This is a genomic window from Chryseobacterium suipulveris, from assembly GCF_022811685.1.
In the GTDB taxonomy this organism is placed as follows: domain Bacteria; phylum Bacteroidota; class Bacteroidia; order Flavobacteriales; family Weeksellaceae; genus Kaistella; species Kaistella suipulveris.
In genome coordinates this window covers 2714684-2732678 of record NZ_CP094532.1, presented here as the reverse complement: position 1 = coordinate 2732678, position 17995 = coordinate 2714684, and the positions used below count along the sequence as shown (strand labels likewise).

General features: G+C 34.4%; 20 protein-coding genes, 1 tRNA gene, 1 pseudogene and 1 riboswitch. Of the genes and pseudogenes, 17 read left to right on the top strand and 5 right to left on the bottom strand.

The window, feature by feature from the left end; genetic code table 11:
* Nucleotides 1–71: 71 nt before the first annotated feature.
* Both dut and MTP09_RS12880 read right to left on the bottom strand, forming a co-directional pair.
* Nucleotides 72–503: a dUTP diphosphatase gene (dut, locus tag MTP09_RS12885; RefSeq protein WP_243548759.1), complete on the bottom strand. Its 432-nt coding sequence runs from the start codon at nucleotides 501–503 to the stop codon at nucleotides 72–74.
* A 6-nt stretch (nucleotides 504–509) separates the two neighbouring features.
* Entirely contained in the window at nucleotides 510–1967 is a 1458-nt protein-coding gene (locus tag MTP09_RS12880; protein WP_243548757.1) for a lipopolysaccharide biosynthesis protein, read from the bottom strand.
* A gap of 163 nt (nucleotides 1968–2130) precedes the next feature.
* Between MTP09_RS12880 and MTP09_RS12875 the strand changes: the two genes are divergently transcribed.
* The 16 genes and pseudogenes from MTP09_RS12875 to MTP09_RS12805 all read left to right on the top strand — a co-directional run bounded on the left by MTP09_RS12875 (nucleotide 2131) and on the right by MTP09_RS12805 (nucleotide 14848).
* Complete coding sequence (locus MTP09_RS12875; RefSeq protein ID WP_243548756.1) at nucleotides 2131–3465, top strand: dihydroorotase; 1335 nt, start codon at nucleotides 2131–2133, stop codon at nucleotides 3463–3465.
* Nucleotides 3466–3497: 32 nt separating this feature from the next.
* Nucleotides 3498–4127, top strand: a complete 630-nt coding sequence (locus MTP09_RS12870) for a lysoplasmalogenase (protein WP_243548754.1) — start codon at nucleotides 3498–3500, stop codon at nucleotides 4125–4127.
* Nucleotides 4128–4164: 37 nt separating this feature from the next.
* On the top strand, nucleotides 4165–4416 hold the full coding sequence (locus MTP09_RS12865) for a hypothetical protein (protein ID WP_243548752.1): 252 nt from the start codon (nucleotides 4165–4167) through the stop codon (nucleotides 4414–4416).
* A gap of 836 nt (nucleotides 4417–5252) precedes the next feature.
* A pseudogene (locus MTP09_RS14590) lies at nucleotides 5253–5357 on the top strand (DUF3667 domain-containing protein); the annotation flags it as partial.
* Nucleotides 5358–5372: 15 nt separating this feature from the next.
* Entirely contained in the window at nucleotides 5373–5837 is a 465-nt protein-coding gene (locus MTP09_RS12860) for a hypothetical protein (protein WP_243548750.1), read from the top strand.
* 124 nt (nucleotides 5838–5961) lie between these two features.
* A complete protein-coding gene (locus MTP09_RS12855; RefSeq protein ID WP_243548749.1) occupies nucleotides 5962–6840 on the top strand; it encodes an SDR family oxidoreductase in 879 nt (292 codons plus the stop codon).
* A gap of 18 nt (nucleotides 6841–6858) precedes the next feature.
* Complete coding sequence (locus tag MTP09_RS12850; RefSeq protein ID WP_243548748.1) at nucleotides 6859–7071, top strand: hypothetical protein; 213 nt, start codon at nucleotides 6859–6861, stop codon at nucleotides 7069–7071.
* A 229-nt stretch (nucleotides 7072–7300) separates the two neighbouring features.
* Complete coding sequence (locus MTP09_RS12845) at nucleotides 7301–8716, top strand: tyrosine-type recombinase/integrase (RefSeq protein ID WP_243548747.1); 1416 nt, start codon at nucleotides 7301–7303, stop codon at nucleotides 8714–8716.
* Between the two features lie 2 nt (nucleotides 8717–8718).
* Nucleotides 8719–9867, top strand: coding sequence for a hypothetical protein (locus MTP09_RS12840; RefSeq protein ID WP_243548746.1), 1149 nt, complete (start codon nucleotides 8719–8721; stop codon nucleotides 9865–9867).
* Between the two features lie 176 nt (nucleotides 9868–10043).
* Nucleotides 10044–10340, top strand: a complete 297-nt coding sequence (locus tag MTP09_RS12835) for a helix-turn-helix domain-containing protein (protein WP_243548745.1) — start codon at nucleotides 10044–10046, stop codon at nucleotides 10338–10340.
* On the top strand, nucleotides 10330–11760 hold the full coding sequence (locus MTP09_RS12830; RefSeq protein WP_243548744.1) for a hypothetical protein: 1431 nt from the start codon (nucleotides 10330–10332) through the stop codon (nucleotides 11758–11760). Before MTP09_RS12835 ends, MTP09_RS12830 begins: the two co-directional genes overlap by 11 nt.
* A 174-nt stretch (nucleotides 11761–11934) precedes the next feature.
* A riboswitch (SAM-I-IV-variant riboswitch) is annotated at nucleotides 11935–12045 on the top strand.
* Between the two features lie 127 nt (nucleotides 12046–12172).
* Entirely contained in the window at nucleotides 12173–12571 is a 399-nt protein-coding gene (locus MTP09_RS12825) for a hypothetical protein (RefSeq protein ID WP_243548743.1), read from the top strand.
* Nucleotides 12572–12669: 98 nt separating this feature from the next.
* Entirely contained in the window at nucleotides 12670–12930 is a 261-nt protein-coding gene (locus tag MTP09_RS12820) for a hypothetical protein (RefSeq protein ID WP_243548742.1), read from the top strand.
* 27 nt (nucleotides 12931–12957) lie between these two features.
* Nucleotides 12958–13341 (top strand): hypothetical protein, encoded by a 384-nt coding sequence (locus MTP09_RS12815; RefSeq protein WP_243548741.1) that lies wholly within the window; start codon nucleotides 12958–12960, stop codon nucleotides 13339–13341.
* 353 nt (nucleotides 13342–13694) lie between these two features.
* Entirely contained in the window at nucleotides 13695–13973 is a 279-nt protein-coding gene (locus MTP09_RS12810; protein WP_243548740.1) for a hypothetical protein, read from the top strand.
* Entirely contained in the window at nucleotides 13973–14848 is an 876-nt protein-coding gene (locus tag MTP09_RS12805) for a hypothetical protein (protein ID WP_243548739.1), read from the top strand. Before MTP09_RS12810 ends, MTP09_RS12805 begins: the two co-directional genes overlap by 1 nt.
* A gap of 571 nt (nucleotides 14849–15419) precedes the next feature.
* Here MTP09_RS12805 and MTP09_RS12800 read toward each other — a convergent pair.
* A tRNA-Gln gene (locus MTP09_RS12800) sits at nucleotides 15420–15490 on the bottom strand.
* Between the two features lie 178 nt (nucleotides 15491–15668).
* On the opposite strand from MTP09_RS12800, the gene recA reads away from it, so the two are divergent.
* Nucleotides 15669–16673, top strand: a complete 1005-nt coding sequence (gene recA, locus MTP09_RS12795) for a recombinase RecA (RefSeq protein ID WP_243548738.1) — start codon at nucleotides 15669–15671, stop codon at nucleotides 16671–16673.
* A gap of 52 nt (nucleotides 16674–16725) precedes the next feature.
* Here recA and paaA read toward each other — a convergent pair whose 3' ends face one another.
* Together paaA and MTP09_RS12785 are read right to left on the bottom strand one after the other, a co-directional pair.
* Nucleotides 16726–17673 (bottom strand): 1,2-phenylacetyl-CoA epoxidase subunit PaaA, encoded by a 948-nt coding sequence (gene paaA / locus MTP09_RS12790; RefSeq protein WP_243548737.1) that lies wholly within the window; start codon nucleotides 17671–17673, stop codon nucleotides 16726–16728.
* Nucleotides 17674–17740: 67 nt separating this feature from the next.
* Nucleotides 17741–17989: a hypothetical protein gene (locus MTP09_RS12785; RefSeq protein ID WP_243548736.1), complete on the bottom strand. Its 249-nt coding sequence runs from the start codon at nucleotides 17987–17989 to the stop codon at nucleotides 17741–17743.
* Nucleotides 17990–17995: the final 6 nt, after the last annotated feature.

The following is a 17995-nucleotide window of genomic DNA, read 5'->3' as shown; positions in this document are numbered from 1 at the left end:
ATTATTTAAATGTTCAGCTGTCTGCTTCCAATAAATATTAGAATGGCGTTCAGCAATAAAATATTTGAGTTTTAAATCTTAGTGCTTCCGAATCCGCCTTCACCACGCTCGGTTTCGTTAATTTCTGTGACCTCTTCCCAAACTGCGCTTTCGTGTTTGGCGATAATCATTTGCGCAATTCGGTCGCCGTCGTTCACCGTAAAATCATCTTTGGAAAGATTGACGAGGATCACCCCTATTTCGCCGCGGTAATCTGCATCGATCGTTCCGGGAGAATTCAATACCGTGATTCCGTTTTTTATTGCCAAACCACTTCTGGGCCGGATTTGTGCTTCATAACCTTCGGGAAGTTCAATGAAAAGTCCTGTCGGGACAAGTTTTCTTTCCAGAGCTGAAAGCGTGAAACCTTGATCAATATTGGCATAAAGATCCATTCCTGCGGAATGCGCGGTTTGGTATTTTGGCAAGGCGTGCTTCGACTTATTGATAATCCTGATCTTCATTATGGGCTACCTTTTTATTTTGTTAATGATACTTTGCGGGACAAGGTTTTGAGTCTTGATCAAAATGGCTGATAAAACTATAAAGATAATATTTCCCAGCAAAACATTGTGTTTTAAATTTTGATAATATGCGAGTGAAACAATGATTGTTATCAGGATTATCGTCACATTTTTGCTGAGGTTGTACGGAATCGGATGCTTGATCTGCCCCCAAATATAGGACACGACCATCATTACAAAATACGATGAAATTGTCGCCCAGGTTGAAGCCCAATATCCGTATCTTGGGATGAAGTAGAAGTTGATCGCGATCGTGACCGCCGCTCCGATAAAAGAAATATACGCACCAACAATCGTCCTGTCTGAAAGTTTATACCAAATCGAGAGGTTGAGGTAAATCCCCAGAAACAAACTCGCAAAAAACAGCAGCGGCAGAATCGGAATTCCCTCGTAATATTCAGGGTTTCTTAAATAAAATTTAGAAATCCAGTCGAGGTTCACACAAAGGAAAAGTACGATCATGCAGTTCACCGCAATGAAGACATCCATCAGTTTTGCATAGGTTTTTCCTGCGTTTTCGTTTTTGGAATGACTGAAGAAAAATGGCTCGATTCCCAAAACATACGCTTGCCGAAAAAGTATAACGAAAGTCACAATCTTAGCAACCGCACCGTAAACTCCCAGTTCGTGGCGTCCGATTTCGTCGGGAAGCAGGAACTTCAGAAACTGTCGGTCGAAAGTTTCATTGATAATTCCAGCCAATCCAGCAATCATAATCGGCCAGGAATACTTCATCATTTTTTTCCAGAGTTCAACGGAGAAGTCTTTCAGTTTCGCGATGAAAATTTCTTTAAATAAAAGGATGAAAGTCACCGCACTTGCCACGAGATTTGCCACAAAAACATAACCGATCCCAAACTGATGGCTGTATTTCAAGCCGAAAATTCCGTCTGAAAATCTCGGTAAAATCTGTAGGAAAAAGATTACCAGAACGAAGTTGATAATTCCGTTCGTAATCTTTATCGAGGCATATTTAATGGGTCTCTCGTTTTTTCTGAGCAACACGAAAGGCATTGCACAAAATGCATCCAGCGAAAGGATCACCACTAAAATAGTCAGCAAATCGACTTGGGTTGGAGTTTTGAAGGCAATTGCCAATTCGTTTCGGTAAAGCAGCGAAAAAACCAGAAATAAAATTGTCGCCGCCAAAACGCTGAAGAAAGAAGTCGAGATGAGTTTTCTATCATTTTTTTCTTCCAGAGCGAAACGGAAAAAAGTCGTTTCCATTCCGTGGGTCAAAAGCACCGCGATCACACCGGCAACAGAGTAGAAATCTGCAAACGGCGAATACGCTTCTGGTCCGAATGCTTTCGTAATATAAGGATTGATGATGAACGGGAACAGGCGAATCACCACCGTCGTAAGTCCGTAAAGCGCAGTCTGTCCCAGTAATTTTTTATACAAAACCCAATATTTTTGGCAAAGGTAAAATTTAGATTTTAGATTACAGATTTTAGATTGTAGATTTTTATGGACGGTTTAATAAAACTAAATTTGTAGAAATCGAAATAAATCAAACTTCAACGTCTGAAATCTGGCGTCTGAAATATGAAATCTAATATTAAAAATGAAAACTCTAATTAAGAACGCCACTATTGTTAATGAAAATCAACTCTTTAAAAATGATTTACTGATTGAAGACGACCTGATTTCTATTATTGAAAATAATATTTCCGAAGAAGGAGTTGATAAAATCATCGACGCAGAAGGAAAATTTTTGCTTCCCGGCGTGATTGATGACCAAGTGCATTTCCGTGAACCGGGACTCACTCACAAAGGCGACATCGAATCTGAAAGCCGCGCTGCAATTGCGGGAGGAGTGACTTCATATATCGAGCAGCCAAATACCGCTCCCAATGCGGTGACACAGGAACTTCTCGAAGAGAAATATAAAATTGCGGCAGAGAAATCCTTTGCCAATTATTCGTTTTCAATGGGTGGAACGAATGACAATCTTGACGAAGTTTTGAAAACCAATCCAAAAAATGTGGCGGCGATAAAGCTGTTTTTGGGTTCATCCACAGGAAATATGTTGGTCGATAATCCCGAAACTTTGGAGGAAATTTTCAGTAAAGTCAAAATGCCGATTTGCGTACATTGCGAAGATGAAAAAACCATCAGAGAAAATACCGAAAAATACAAAGCGGAATACAGCGAAGATATTCCTGTAAAGTTTCACCACCTGATCAGAAGCGAGGAAGCGTGTTATTTGTCTTCATCAAAAGCGGTGGAATTGGCGAAGAAAACCGGAGCGAGACTTCATATTTACCACCTTTCCACGGTGAAAGAAACGGAGCTGTTCCGAAACGATATTCCTTTAAAAGACAAGAAAATCACCGCGGAAGTCTGCGTTCATCACCTTTGGTTTACCAATGAAGATTACGATACCAAAGGAACTTTGATCAAGTGGAATCCTGCCGTAAAAACGTTTGCTGACAAGGAAGGTTTGTGGAAAGCGCTTCAGGACGGCAGAATCGATATCATCGCAACCGATCACGCACCGCATACCTTGGAAGAGAAAGATCAACCCTATACGAAATGTCCTTCTGGAGCACCTTTAGTGCAACATTCGTTGGTGGCGATGCTTGAAATGCACGCCAAAAGAAGGATCAGATTGGAGAAAATCGTTGAAAAAATGTGCCACAATCCCGCAATTCTTTTCGAGATTGAAAAGCGTGGATTTATTCGTGAAGGTTTTAAAGCAGATTTGGTTTTGGTGGATTTGGATTCAAAATGGACGGTTTCCAAGGAAAATATTCTCTACAAGTGCGGTTGGTCTCCGTTGGAAGGGACGGAGTTTTCTTCAAAAGTAACGCATACTTTTGTGAACGGACATTTGGCTTACGAAAACGGAAAAGTTTCTGAAGAAAAACACGGAGAAAGGTTGCTGTTTGATAGATGATATGAATCCTTCAAGGATTAATAAAGTAAGAAATGAAAACAAAAATTTTAAAAATTATTCTGTTCATCGTCTTTTTAGCCGATCTCTTCTTCGTTTTCAAAAATCAAACAGAACCGCGATTTTTCACCAAAACATTATTGATTCCCTTACTGATTTTAATTTATGTTTTCGAATCAAACTCAAGAAAAAACTTACTCAATAAAACTTTTGTCATAGGATTAATCTTCAGTTTCTTCGGAGATTTCTTTCTGCTGTTCAAATGGGGATTTCTTGCAGGATTAGGAAGTTTTCTGTTGGCGCACGTTCTTTACATTTTTTGTTTCCTGAAGCTTTCTGTCAGAAAACATTTGCCTTTCTTGGCGGTTGCGCTTTCATTGTACGCTTCGGGACTGATTTTTTATCTGTTTCCCTATTTAAATGAAATGAAAATCCCCGTCATTATTTACGGATTGGTCATTTCAACAATGTTATATTTTGCAGTTCTGACATCTAATAAAAATTTGATTTTTGGTGCTGTTCTTTTTGTGATTTCTGATTCGGTGCTTTCCATCAATCTTTTTGTAAAAGAAACCGTTGTTTTGAGCTTGTTGGTGATGATTACCTACATTTCTGCACAGTGGTTTTTGGTGAAAGGAATGATTTCAAATCCCAAAAAGTTGTAAAATATGAGGATTCAAATCCAAGAAAGTTGAAGAAATTATGCAGGACGACATTGTGTTCCGTTACCTCGCCGCTAAGCAACTTGGGCTGAATGACGACATCCGAAAGCAAACCTACAACGGCGTCGACAAAATCACGATGGCGGATCTGAAGAACTTCCACGCGGCGAATTTCGCAGGAAAACCATACACTTATGCATTGGTAGCATCCGAAAAGAAAATGAACATGGACGACCTGAAAAGAATCGGCGAAGTGAAGAAAATTTCGTTGGAGGAACTTTTCGGGTATTAAGAAAGTGAATTCGTGAGTTCCCCTCCTTTGGAGGGGTGGTCTCGACGGAGACGAGATCGGGGTGGTTTATTTCACCTTTTCAATGAATAGAAAATAGCTGTCCGTTTTGGGCAGCTTTTTTTGTGTCATTGCGAGGAGTGAGGAACGAACGACCCTGTCTGCCGACAGGCAGGGAACCAATCTCAATCTTATCCTTAACCTGTCACCCTGAGGATCTCGAAGGGTCAACCTAATTTTGGGCGCATCTTCGCCAACGTCCACAAACCTAACAGGTTTTCAAAACCTGTTAGGTTTTTCCCACTGCTAAGACCGGGCTTTCCGTTTCAATTCCTCTTCCCGAAACTTCGGGACTGCGGGATTTCCACTTCAATCCCTTGCGTGGGAAATTCTGCATAAATAGATATATTTGTCAGTTTAGAAAAACATCCACGGAAAGGAACAGAAAGAATTAATAAATTTTACCACGGACGAATTGCTAAAAGAAAAGAAAGATATAGAATCATTTTCGATCATTAACGCTTTCTTGATAGGTTTTCTTATTGGAATCGTTTTCGTAAGCATCTATTTCAAAGCATATACTTTAGTTTTGTTACTGCCTCTTTTCCTCATCTATAAACTTGTTAACGATCCGAAAAACAAAAGAGCTAAAGAAATAAATGAGATTCTGAAACAAAGAAATCAAAAAGCATAATGGAAGAAAACTGTCAAAATTGTGGGCAAATTATCGACGGGCAATATTGCAAGAACTGCGGTAAACCACTGAATTTGAAAAGAATTGATAGAAACTATGTGACCCAGGAAGTTCTTAATTTAATAGGTTTTGAAAAGGGTTTGCTTACACCTGCAAAAAATTGCTGATAAGACCCGGAGAAACTATTCGGGAATATATCAACAAGAATCGGCAAAACGTAACAAAACCGATCACATTTCTTGTTATTTCTTCGGTAATTTACACTTTGATTTCCTATTATTTAAAGACGGATATTCTATACTTCGAAATTTACAAAAAAGCTTATGGAAATTTAAGCATAAAAGATATTATGAGCTGGGTTCAAAATAATTGCGGATATGCCAATCTTATGATGACTGTTCCGATTGTTCTTTGGATCAAATTGTTTTTCAGAAAACATCAATACAATTTTTACGAAATTTTTGTGGTGATTGCTTTTGTCATGGGAATGGGAATGCTATTTCTTTCATTTGAACCCGTGGTCAATAAATTTTTCCCAAGCTCCTTTATGATCAATCAAGCTGTTATTTTTTTGATCGTCTTTATTTACATGGGTTGGGCAATTGGGCAATTTTTTGGAAACAGTTTTAGAAATTATGTGAAAGCTTTCCTGGGCTATGTATTTGGAACAATTACCTTTCAAGTTGTCGCAATCACAATCGGAATTATTTATGATTTATCGACAAAATAATACAACACGGTTTGCTGATTCATACGATCTTAACAAACATTCCTATTCACCAAATATCAAAAATCCCGAGACCTTCTCCCAAAATCCGTAACTTTAAACCTGAAACTTGAAACTTGAAACAAAAATGAAGTACACTGAAGGAATGCTGCGCGAAGACGCACTGAAAGATAAAATAGCCATCGTAACCGGTGGCGGAAGCGGACTGGGAAAAGCAATGACCAAATATTTTCTGCAACTCGGAGCGAAAGTGGTCATCACCTCCCGAAATCTGGAGAAACTGCAAACAACAGCCAAAGAGTTGGAAGCAGAAACCGGAGGAAAAGTTCTTGCCGTTGCTTGCGATGTCCGAAACTGGGACGAGGTGGTCGCCATGAAAGACGCAGCCATTAAAGAATTCGGGCAAATCGACATCCTGCTCAACAATGCCGCCGGAAACTTCATCGCTCCAACCGAACGTTTGACGCATTCCGCATTCGATTCGATTCTCGATATTGTTTTGAAGGGGACAAAAAATTGCACGCTCGCTGTCGGAAAATTCTGGATTGAAAATAAAATCCCGGGAACTGTTCTAAACATCGTAACGACATATTCATGGACCGGTTCTGCATTCGTCGTACCTTCCGCATGTGCAAAAGCCGGAGTTTTGGCGATGACGAGAAGTCTCGCCGTAGAGTGGGCAAAGTACAACATCCGTTTCAACGCCATCGCACCGGGACCGTTCCCAACGAAAGGAGCTTGGGAAAGATTATTGCCGGGAGATTTGGCAGAAAAATTCGATATGCGCAAAAAAGTTCCACTTCGCAGAGTTGGCGAACATCAGGAATTGGCGAATCTTGCGGCGTATCTCGTTTCCGATTATTCGGCGTATATGAACGGTGAAGTCGTTACCATCGACGGTGGCGAATGGTTGCAGGGCGCCGGAGAATTCAATATGCTCGAACAGATTCCGCAGGAAATGTGGGATATGCTGGAAATGATGATAAAGGCGAAGAAGTCAAATTAATAACTGAAATTTCTCCAAATGGAGGACGAGTTTTCAATCCGTGACCATGCGGAAATGATGCTAGATGACCCAAACGAAATCGATATCGTGATTTGGGGAGCGATGCAGTTTTCTAAAACGAATGAGGAGGTGCGGCAACAGTTGACCGAATGGGGAAAGCCAGAGTACTTTGATAAATATTACGAAAAGTTCAGAAAAACTTACCCTGGTGAACATCCTCTAAAAGCGTAATAAATTGAAAATCAATAAATTACGCCTTTGAAATTGTAGACCCACAGGAAATACAATCTTTGTTTTTCTTTAAATTTTAATATTTTTAATAGCACTATAAAACCCTTTAAATAAAGAGTTTTTAATCTAACAAGAAACAATAAGAAATAATAAAATTCAAAATTTACCTTGTCCCACACCTTGCCCCAATTGAATTATTTAGTAGATTTGTTTCATAAAACCTACATCAATGGAAACAAAATTTAATTCAGAAGTCGGAACGGTTACATTCAGACTAAAAGAACCTAATTCTGATAAACCAACACTTATTAAAGGGATATATCTATTTAAAGATTTTCAGACTGGATTTACAACAGGAATAAAAGTTTTACCTAAGGATTGGGAAAAGACTGAAAAGAAAATTTTGTCTGGAGAAAATAAAAAGGAGCTAAACAATAAACTCAACAAGTTTAAAACTAAAATTCCTGATTTTCATAATAAATTCAATGAACAATATAATAGACTTCCAACAAAAGAAGAACTTAAAACTATTGTAACAAATGCTATTAATGAAAGAGAACTAAAGACGGTAAATAAAAAGAAAAAAAGTTTTGATGACATCTATAATGATTTCATGGAAATAATATACTTAAAAAGAGACAACGCTATTGCAGGAGGTTTAAAGCCGTTGCATAAGTCATACATTTCAAGTTTTAATGTTGCATATTCTGATTTGAAAAAATTTGCATCGGAAAATAGAATCGTTTTAGATATAGATACTTTTGATGTAACAACTTGTCTAAAATTTCAAAACTGGTTATTAAATGGAAAAGATAAAAAACAATCTGCCACAGTTAAAACAAGAGTGAAGAGAATAAGTCAATTATTAAGATGGGCATTTACCGAAGGACACACCAACAATAGAAGTTTTATGCAAAACGACTTTTTACCTAAAGCTACATCTAATAATAAAATTGCTTTAACAGAAGAAGAAATCACTATTTTATATCAATACGATTTTAGTAACAATAAGAGGTTAGAAAAAGTAAGGGATTTGTTTATTTTAGGCTGCCATACATCTTTAAGATTTGAAGATTTAACGAGAATCAATCCTAAACATTTAGATTTTAGCAATAAAACAATTCACATTCTTACTTCTAAAGTAGAGAAAAATGTAAGTTTTCCATTTTTTGGATATACAGAAGAAATACTTTTAAAATATGGAGGTAATATTAATAGTATTGCTTTATCAAATCAGAATGCCAATCTATACTTGAAAGAAATTTTTAGAGAAATTCCATATTTCAAAGAAAAGATAATTTTACAGGAAATAGCCACAAACAAAGGTGTTAAGTTCATTGAAAACAAATACGAAGATAAAATAACCTTTCATAATTCAAGAACAAGTTTTTGTACTAATAGATATATGGAGGGATGGGATTTACTTGAAATATGGCAGTTTACAGGACATACAAACGAAGGAACTTTTAAAAGTTATTTCAAACCTACTTCTGAACATGAAAAGATTAGAAGAGAAAATATATTGTTGAGAAATGAAAAACTTCAAAGAGCTGATTTGCAATCAAAACAAATTGAAGAATTACAAAAACAAATTGAAGAGTTGAAAAAACAAAACGGCAAAATCATAAATTTAAATGCAGTTTAATTATGACATATTCAAAAATAGAAACTTTATTAGAGATTATTCTAGGAAACAACAATCTTGAAGAATTAAAAAAGAACACATCCGAACTAATTTTTCTTGTAAATAAAATGTTCATTGAGTTTACTGGAAACAGCTTCTTTTGTACATTTCTCATTAGTAAAATCCTAAATCCACTAACTGATAAAATACTAGAAATAAATCCTGAAAATTATAATAGCAGAAGCAGAATTAAACTTAAAAACACAATTGCCGAAAAAAAGAAAATTCTCACAGACCTAAGAACTAAAATCATTAATACATATAAAAATCATTTAATAGATTCTGATGTTTACAAGGATTATATCTCGGAAAAAATCAATAAAATAAATTTCATAATAAACCCAGATGTAACTCTTGAACTGTTGAATTTTGAACTTTTCAAAAGCCTTATTGATAATTCTTACGATACAGTAGTTAACCATTTTGAAAAACAATCCAAACTAGAAAGGTTTGAAATATACAAACAAGAATTATTTGATTTCGTGAGGGGCTGTGAATTGAAAATAAAGGAATTAAACAATTACCAAATTACTATTTCACAAAAATTAATACAATTAGATAACAATAGTGATTTAGACATAAAATATAGCTTGACAACTGAAAAAGAAATAAATGCTTATCATATTAATAAATTGAAAGAATTAGTATCTTATCTATATGATAATCATCTTATTTTAAGAGACATAAAAAGAGAAGATGAGATTCCACTAACTGTTTTTGGGAATAGAAATTTTGATAAAATAGAAAATCTATACAATGAACTCATAGAACTAATTAATATCAGTCCTTCAAAAAAAGATTTTACTGAAGTCTTTAAAATTAACAATAAAATTCAAAATAAAATTAATCTTTCTAAACATTTTAACTCAAATAAACAATTTACTCTAAGTGATTATGGTTACTTAATCTCTACCCTTCAAGAATTCTTCATTGAAAGTATAAAACAAAACAATACAAAATATGATAATTGGTGGGCGGAAAGGTTCAAATTTGAAAGTATTGATAAGAGCTTTAAAGACATTAGAAAAATGAAAAGTAATGCAAAAAAAGATGTCAATAGAAAACCAAAATATAAAACTGAAATTGATTCTTTAAAAGATATTTTTTATTAAAATCCACAAAAACAGCAACTTTTTTTTCTGAAAAAATATTAAAATTATTCAAAAACCCTCTAATCATAAAGATTACAGAGGGTTATTTTTTTTTTTAATTAACAATCACCAAAAATTTTTCCATCCTCAAAATCCACATTTTAATTGTTCCATTATTAATCAAATAAAATTACGTTATGGAAACATTAAAATTAGTACAGGTAACACCTGAAAGTTTAGCAGAAATTGTAAAAAATGCAGTTTCAAGTGAATTAGAAAGATTTTCAGATTTATTTAAAAAATCTGAATCAGATTCAGAGTATTTGACACGAGAAGAAGTTTGCAAGAGACTGAAAATCTCAAAAGGAACTTTAAACAATCGTAGTAGAAGTGGAGAAATACCTTCTCACAAAGTTGGGAGAAGAGTATTATACAGAAACTGCGAGGTTCAGGAGTATATTAACGGTCAAAAAAGAATGAGTTATGGAGAATAAAACAGTCCTCATTCAAAAAACCCTTCTAAAAGATTTGGAAGGGTTTATTTTAGAATTGAACGAATATAATAAACCTCATATCAAATTAGATATTGCCGTTTATTTTTTAAGTCTATTCATTAGCTTACCAAGTCATTACAGAAATACTGAAAAAGAAAATTATTTAGTTAGCTTAAATTCTGAAAAACTAAAAGGAATTTTCTCGAAATATACAAAGTATTTAGATTTTTTTATCGATAGTAAAATTATTGAAAAAGCCTTTAATTATTCTACGGATAAAGGAACAAGCAACCAATACAGATTAACAGAAAAGTATTTATTTGATGATATTATTGAATATATAATTACAGATAAATCTTTATTGAAAAAATTCGAAAAAGAAAAAAATAAAAAACTAAATGATAACGCTAATTCAATAAGTGACAAGAAAGAATTTCATCTCAAAAAGAGACCTCATTTAGTTCGGTATTTTGATGATAATTTAACAATAGATATAATGTTAGCTTTTGAGATAATTAAGCCCTACAAAGAGCTAAATTACGCCAAATATCAATCGGGAATGCAATTAATATCAGAGTATAATAAAAAAGACTGGAAATATTCTATTAATCCCAATTCTGATAATCGCTTACATACTAATTTAACCAGAACAAACAAAGAGTTAAGAAAATGTTTGTACTACAAAGAAGATAGATTAAGTGCAGTTGATATTAGAGCTTCTCAACCGTTCTTTTTTGCGGTTTTTCTAAAGGCTTTTTTAAAGAAAGATTACAAATTGGTTAAACAAATCGGAGCATCAAAATTAATATCTAAAAAGAAATTTGAGGAACTATGTAATTTAGATGTGGATAGAGACGAAATAATAGGATTCGTAGAAATTATTTTAACAGAAGATTTTTATACAAATTTTTCTAATCATTTAGAAATTCAAAATGATGAAGAAGGAAAAACTTATAAAATGAAAATCAATTACATCGAACCAAGAAGCAAATTAAAAAAAAGAAGGAAAATTGATTTTGAGCAACCAAGAATTAAAGAATCTTTTGAAACCAAAAGAGATTACGCAAAATCTGTAATGATGGAAGTCTTTTTCAGCAGTCCGAGAACAACAACAAAGGAAGCAAAACAATTTAGAACAATTTACCCAAGTATAAGTAAGATAATGAAATTTATAAAAGATGAATGTGTAAATTTTGATAAATTGTTAAGTCATATTGAATCGTACTGCTTATTAGATTATGTTGCTTTAAGAATTAACAAAAACCATAAAAACATGCCTATTTGGAGCATTCACGATTCTTTAGTAACCACTAAACAAAATATCCATTTATTAAAGGAAGAGGTAGAACAATTATTAAGTGAGGTAACAACAATAAAAAAAGATATATTAAAAGATATTATAGTAATAGACAATTGGTAATTAAATTATTATAATATTTATATTAGTAATACTTAATAAAAATTTACTCCTATTATTCCCTAATGTTGCCGATTTTATAAAATTAGCTGAAAATAATAATGCAAAATATTGATTAACAGTATTTTGCATTTTTATTTTAATATTTTGTCAAGAAAAAAATAATCTTTACTTTTACATTATCATCAAGACTAGTCTATAAAGACTGAGCAACCTGCTTGACCACAACAGGCGAAGGTGCTAAAACGATGTGATTATTTAACCCAAATAATAAAAATATGTTGTTTTCCTTCATTTTCAGTAAACATTTCCATAATTATTCAATTGAATACCATTCAGATAAAGATTTTAAAAATTCTCTATCAATAAAGTATTGTTATGTTATAAAATAACTTGAAAACCTCCGAGCCTACAAATGAAAATTAAAGAAACAAAAATCAAAACATTGCAAGCAAGTATTTTTATTGGTTTGGAGTATGGCTATACTCAAAAACAGATTGATGAAAATTTAGTTATTGAATCACTATCAGAATTACAAAAACAGCTTTCAAAAGAAAAAGATATTTATTTAAGTGCTTCTGTGTCAAAAACAGTAATTGTTTTGAATAACCAAAAAGAGCCACACCTTAAAATTGATTTTATTAATTATCCTAAATTTCCTTTAGATGAAAATATTTTTAAAGATGAGGTATTAATTATTGGAAAAGAATTAATGAAACAATTTAAGCAAAACAGAATATTAATTATTTATACAGACGAAACAGTTATGTTAGAACAATCAGAGGAAACAGACACTAGAATCAAAATTAAATAATAAAAAATAAAGAAAACCATAAATAATGTTTTCCTTATAAATTTAATTTAGCCAAGCTTTGTTAAGTAAAATAACTCATAACTATTAATTAATTCAACATGAAAACAATCAACAAAATTTTAACCCTGTTACTTTTAACCTTTACAGTCTTTTTAACTTTTATCATTTATAAACAACAAAAAGAAATTAACTCAATCAAAAAGAACATTAATGTAAAAAAAGATGTTTGGTCAAATCAAAGCTTTGACAGTTCATTTAACAATGATGAAATAAATGACAAAGTTTTGAATTTAGAAAGAGAAATTGAGGATTTAAAAAGCGAAGTAGAAACCTTAAAATTAAACCTCAATAATTTTTAATTGAATTAACATCAAACAAAAACTATAATGGAAAAACTACTTCAAGAATATTTTAATGATATATTAAATGAAATGAAGAAGTCTCAAAATGAAAGTGACAATTCAGGATTTTCAAAAGATGGAGAGGTTTACGTCAATCAGAATAATCTCCTCAGGTTTTTATTTTTTAGACTTTATTATGAGGATGACGATGAGTTGATAAGACTCTATAATAAAGAATTCCAAATAGGACTTACAGGAGAATATTTCCAACAACTTTATTTAGTTTGCTTTGACCGAATCTTTAAAAAAAGATTTGACATGTCACCTATTGGGGGAATTGAAAACAAAAAGGTTTTTATGAAAGGCAAAGTCTCTTTATTCAAAGGAAGATTAGTAATGACAGAAACGAAACTTACTATTATTAAATAACTACAATAATCATACAATTGACCAAAGATTGATTAAAGCATTTAATTGTAAACTGTAAATATATGGACATAAAAAGAAAGAAAATTTTAAATTTGTGAAAATTGAAATTGAGTGAATTAAAAAATTAATATAAATTCTTTATAGGAGCGTTGAACTCTGTTATTCTGTAAGAAATCGGCAAAATTTTAACAGCAAGAATAACAAGTCTCATGCACCGCCCCTCTGGGCGTGTGTTAGTAGGACTTGTTTGCTGTGGGCTTTGCCGAGCCTCTTACAACGATGTTTGAACCCACACGCTTTTTCTATTTAACAAACTTCATTTTGTGGGCTGATGAAATAAAAACTCAACTATTATGTTTATCGGAAAACAAACCCCCTACAAAATTAATACTGTATTAGACTTGTATGGAATTGGTTCTTATTCAACAGCAGGGAAAGCCATTATGTTACTACTGAAACTATTGATGTTTGCTGTTCCATTCTATTTTGCTTATTCAATGTTTGACGATTTTGAATTTTCCTTTTTGAATATTTTGAAATTCATTGGATGGTTTATTTTAGCTCACTTTCTTCTTGAAACTCTATTTTTTGGATTTGTAACAGGATTTATGATAAGAAAGAAAACTGAATAATGAGGCTCATCAGATATATTCTCTTTATTCCAGCTTTATTTGCTGGAATGTTTTTGTCCAGAATAATTGATATAGTAACTGCGGTTTTATTACAAAAAAATGATTTTGGTACTTCGTTATCAATTTGGGCTGAATTTGTATCTACTTTAATTGCAGTAACAGTTGGTATTGAACTGGCTTTGATGGTGTATCCTAATAAAATTAAAAAGATTCCATTAGCTATTGTGGGCTTAGTTCTACTTTCCTTGGTATTATTAAGCATATATTCGGTATATGGATTAGACGAAGAGTTTGGAGAAACCACGAGAAGAGATAAGATTAAGTTGGTTTTTACGATAGTCGCTTATATGCTATCTTTTGGCTATTTTTTCAAAAAACATTTTCTCTCAAATGATTTTTTGAGTGAAGAAAAAGCTGAAAACAAAGAAAGGCAAAGCCAAAATAATTTTGACTATAGCAAAGAATTATTCAAAGTTTACTATTATGGTGACTTCTTTTTCTTCAATTTTTTCGGAAAATTTGATATGATAAATTTTGTCTTTGTAGATGAAGATAAATTTGATGAATTATTTGATGCAAATGTTAAAGGTGTACCTGTGTTTTTTAGTGTACAAAATAAAGATTTACAAACTTATAAAGATGAATATGGTAGAGATTGGTCAAGGCTTGAGAACGACAGCCTTTTTGCGGTATTCTTGTTTGAATATGTAAATTCTTTTAATACAGGAAATGTATCAGGTGTTAAGTTACTAAGTTTTAATAAGATTGAAGTCTATAAAAAGATTAGTTCGGAAAAAATTGAATTGTACTCAACGTGTATGGTGGGTGAGTTGAGAGAAAAGTTAAAAAATTCTAATAAATCCGAGACCAAATAGTATATACATAAACTACGCCCCCTCACAGGCAAAAGGAAAACCAATTTTTTTCAGCGGGTGGGGGCATTTTCAATTTGATTTCAAGTCAATTTTTTGGAAAAAATTCTTCAACTGAAAGTGATTTGATATGCTTAATAAGCCTTTTTAGATTCTATAGTAAATACATTAGATAAGTCGCAGGATTTGCTTTATGTAATTGAATTGCAATTAATTATGAATACTTTTTTGTCTTTTGTAAAGTTTTAAAAACCTTTTGCAATTGATTCAAATTATCCGTAAATATTGGTAGAGCATAATAGCAATATCCCAATGATGGTCAGAAGTTACATAATTTAGAGTGAATTTAAGAGATAATTATTTTACTTGTCAAAATCATTTATAAAACTTGTAACTGATTTAAACAATATGATTTTGTTTAGCAATGAAATCCTTGTTAAATCAAAATCCTGCTAATCAATCTAATGATTAATTATTTTTATTATCCTTGCCCCAAGCCTTGTCCTAAAGGCTAAAAATAGGAAAAATAAAAAAGCAACCAACTGAATATCAATTGATTGCTTGTTTTGCAATGTAGACCCACAGGGATTCGAACCCCAGATGACTGAACCAAAATCAGTAGTGTTACCGCTACACCATGGGTCTGTTTTGATTTGAGTGGTGCAAATTTAGCAATATTTTTTTGTTAGGCAAATATATCAACAACAAAAAGCGATTTTTTGCCCCGAAATTCTCTTTTTAAATCTCAATTTTAAAAATTAGGGTGAAATAACTGTGGGAAAAGAGTGATAATTTGCGTACTTTTGGAAAAATAATTTTACAGATGAGCAGTATGGAAGATAAGAAAAAAGCACTCGCCTTAGTGCTCGACAAACTCGATAAAACCTATGGAAAGGGAACCGTAATGACTTTGGGAGACGACTCCGTGGATACTTCGATTGAAGTGATTCCATCCGGATCGCTTGGTTTGGATTTGGCGCTCGGAGTTGGCGGTTATCCTAAAGGAAGAGTGATCGAAATTTACGGCCCTGAATCTTCGGGAAAAACTACCCTGACTTTACATGCAATCGCCGAAGCGCAGAAAATGGGAGGAATCGCAGCATTTATTGACGCGGAACATGCATTCGACAGACATTACGCTGCGAAGTTGGGAATCAACCTCGATGATTTGATTATTTCCCAACCGGACAATGGTGAGCAGGCGCTGGAAATTGCAGACAACCTGATCCGTTCCGGGGCAATCGATATCGTGGTGATCGACTCTGTGGCGGCACTTACGCCAAAAGCGGAAATCGAGGGAGAAATGGGTGATTCCAAAATGGGACTCCATGCAAGATTGATGTCGCAGGCGTTGAGAAAATTGACCGCGACCATTTCCAGAACAAAATGTACCGTAATTTTCATCAACCAGTTGAGAGAGAAGATCGGTGTAATGTTCGGAAACCCCGAAACTACGACCGGTGGAAATGCCTTGAAATTCTACGCTTCTGTACGAATCGATATCAGGAAAGCAAGCGCTCCGATCAAGTCGGGAGACGAAGCAGTAGGAAGCCGAGTGAAGGTAAAAATCGTGAAGAACAAAGTTGCGCCACCTTTCAAGCAGGCGGAATTCGACATCATGTACGGAGAGGGAGTTTCTAAAGTCGGAGAAATCCTCGATACTGCGGTTGATATGGGAATCGTGAAGAAAAGCGGATCCTGGTTCAGCTACGACGACACCAAACTTGGTCAGGGAAGAGACGCAGTAAAAGATATGCTGAAAGACAATCCCGAATTAGCTGAAGAGCTGGAAGAGAAAATCAAGGAACACATCAAGGAATCCAAATAAGAGAAATGACCGCAATTGCGGTCATTTTGATTTTTGAGACTGTATCCGGTATTCAACTTGCAGATTCATTCAGTTCGTTTTTCTTCGCTGCATACGCCATCGCTGCATCTTTTACCCACGCATTTTCCTGCTGAGCTTTTCTCTTGGTTTCAAGGCGTTTTTTGTTGCAGGTTCCGTTTCCTTTTAGTACTTCCATAAATTCATCCCACGGTAAATCACCGAAATCATAATGTTGCCTTTCTTCGTTCCATTTCAGTTTTTCGTCAGGAATTTTCAACCCAAGAAATTCAGCTTGTGGAACGGTGACATCTACAAATCTTTGTCTTAAGGAATCGTTGCTTTCGCGCTTTACTCGGTAGTTCATCGATTTTTGGGAGTTTGGCGACGCGTCGTCATTCGGTCCGAACATCATCAAAGCGGGCCACCAAAAACGATTCAGTGCTTCCTGTGCCAAATCCTTCTGCTCCTTCGTTCCGCGGCAAAGCGTCATCAGAATTTCGTATCCTTGACGCTGATGAAAACTTTCTTCCTTACAGATTCTCACCATCGCTCTGGAATAGGGTCCGTAAGAATTTCCCATGAGCATCACCTGGTTCATAATTGCGGCGCCGTCAACCAACCAGCCAATTGCGCCAATATCTGCCCACGAAAGTGCGGGGTAATTAAAGATGCTTGAATATTTTGCCTTTCCCGAAAGCATATCGTTGTAGGTTGAATCTCGGTCGGCAACAATTTCGCCGTTTCCTAAAGTTTCGGTCGCTGCGTAAAGGTAAAGTCCGTGTCCCGCCTCATCCTGAATTTTTGCTAAAAGCGCCATTTTTCTTCTTAGCGAAGGAGCGCGGGTGATCCAATTGGCTTCAGGAAGCATTCCCACCACTTCGGAGTGTGCATGTTGCGAGATCTGTCGCACGAGGAGTTTTCTGTAATCATCGGGCATTACATCTTTCGGCTCCACTTTGTTTTCCTGCTGTACGTATGCTAAGAATTTTTCTGTGTCCATTTCATTTTCTTTTATTGGTAGGAAATAGTTTTTTTTGACCGAAGGTCAGAATGTAAGCGAATTACGCTTACACCGTTTTTTCGTCCTTTACATAAATCCCGATCTGCCCGTTGATGAACTCGCCTGCAACGAAATTTACTTTCTTGGTCGGAGTCTGTATTTCGTACTCGTTGAAGAAATAAACCTGTCCTTCAAACGGTCCGCGCACTTCAATCTTGCGGTCGCTGCAATGCCAGTAATGGTTCCAGATATTCAGACCGTCAACTTTGTACTCTTTGTCGACTTCAATTAATGAAGCGAATTTCCAGTCAGTCATAGCGTC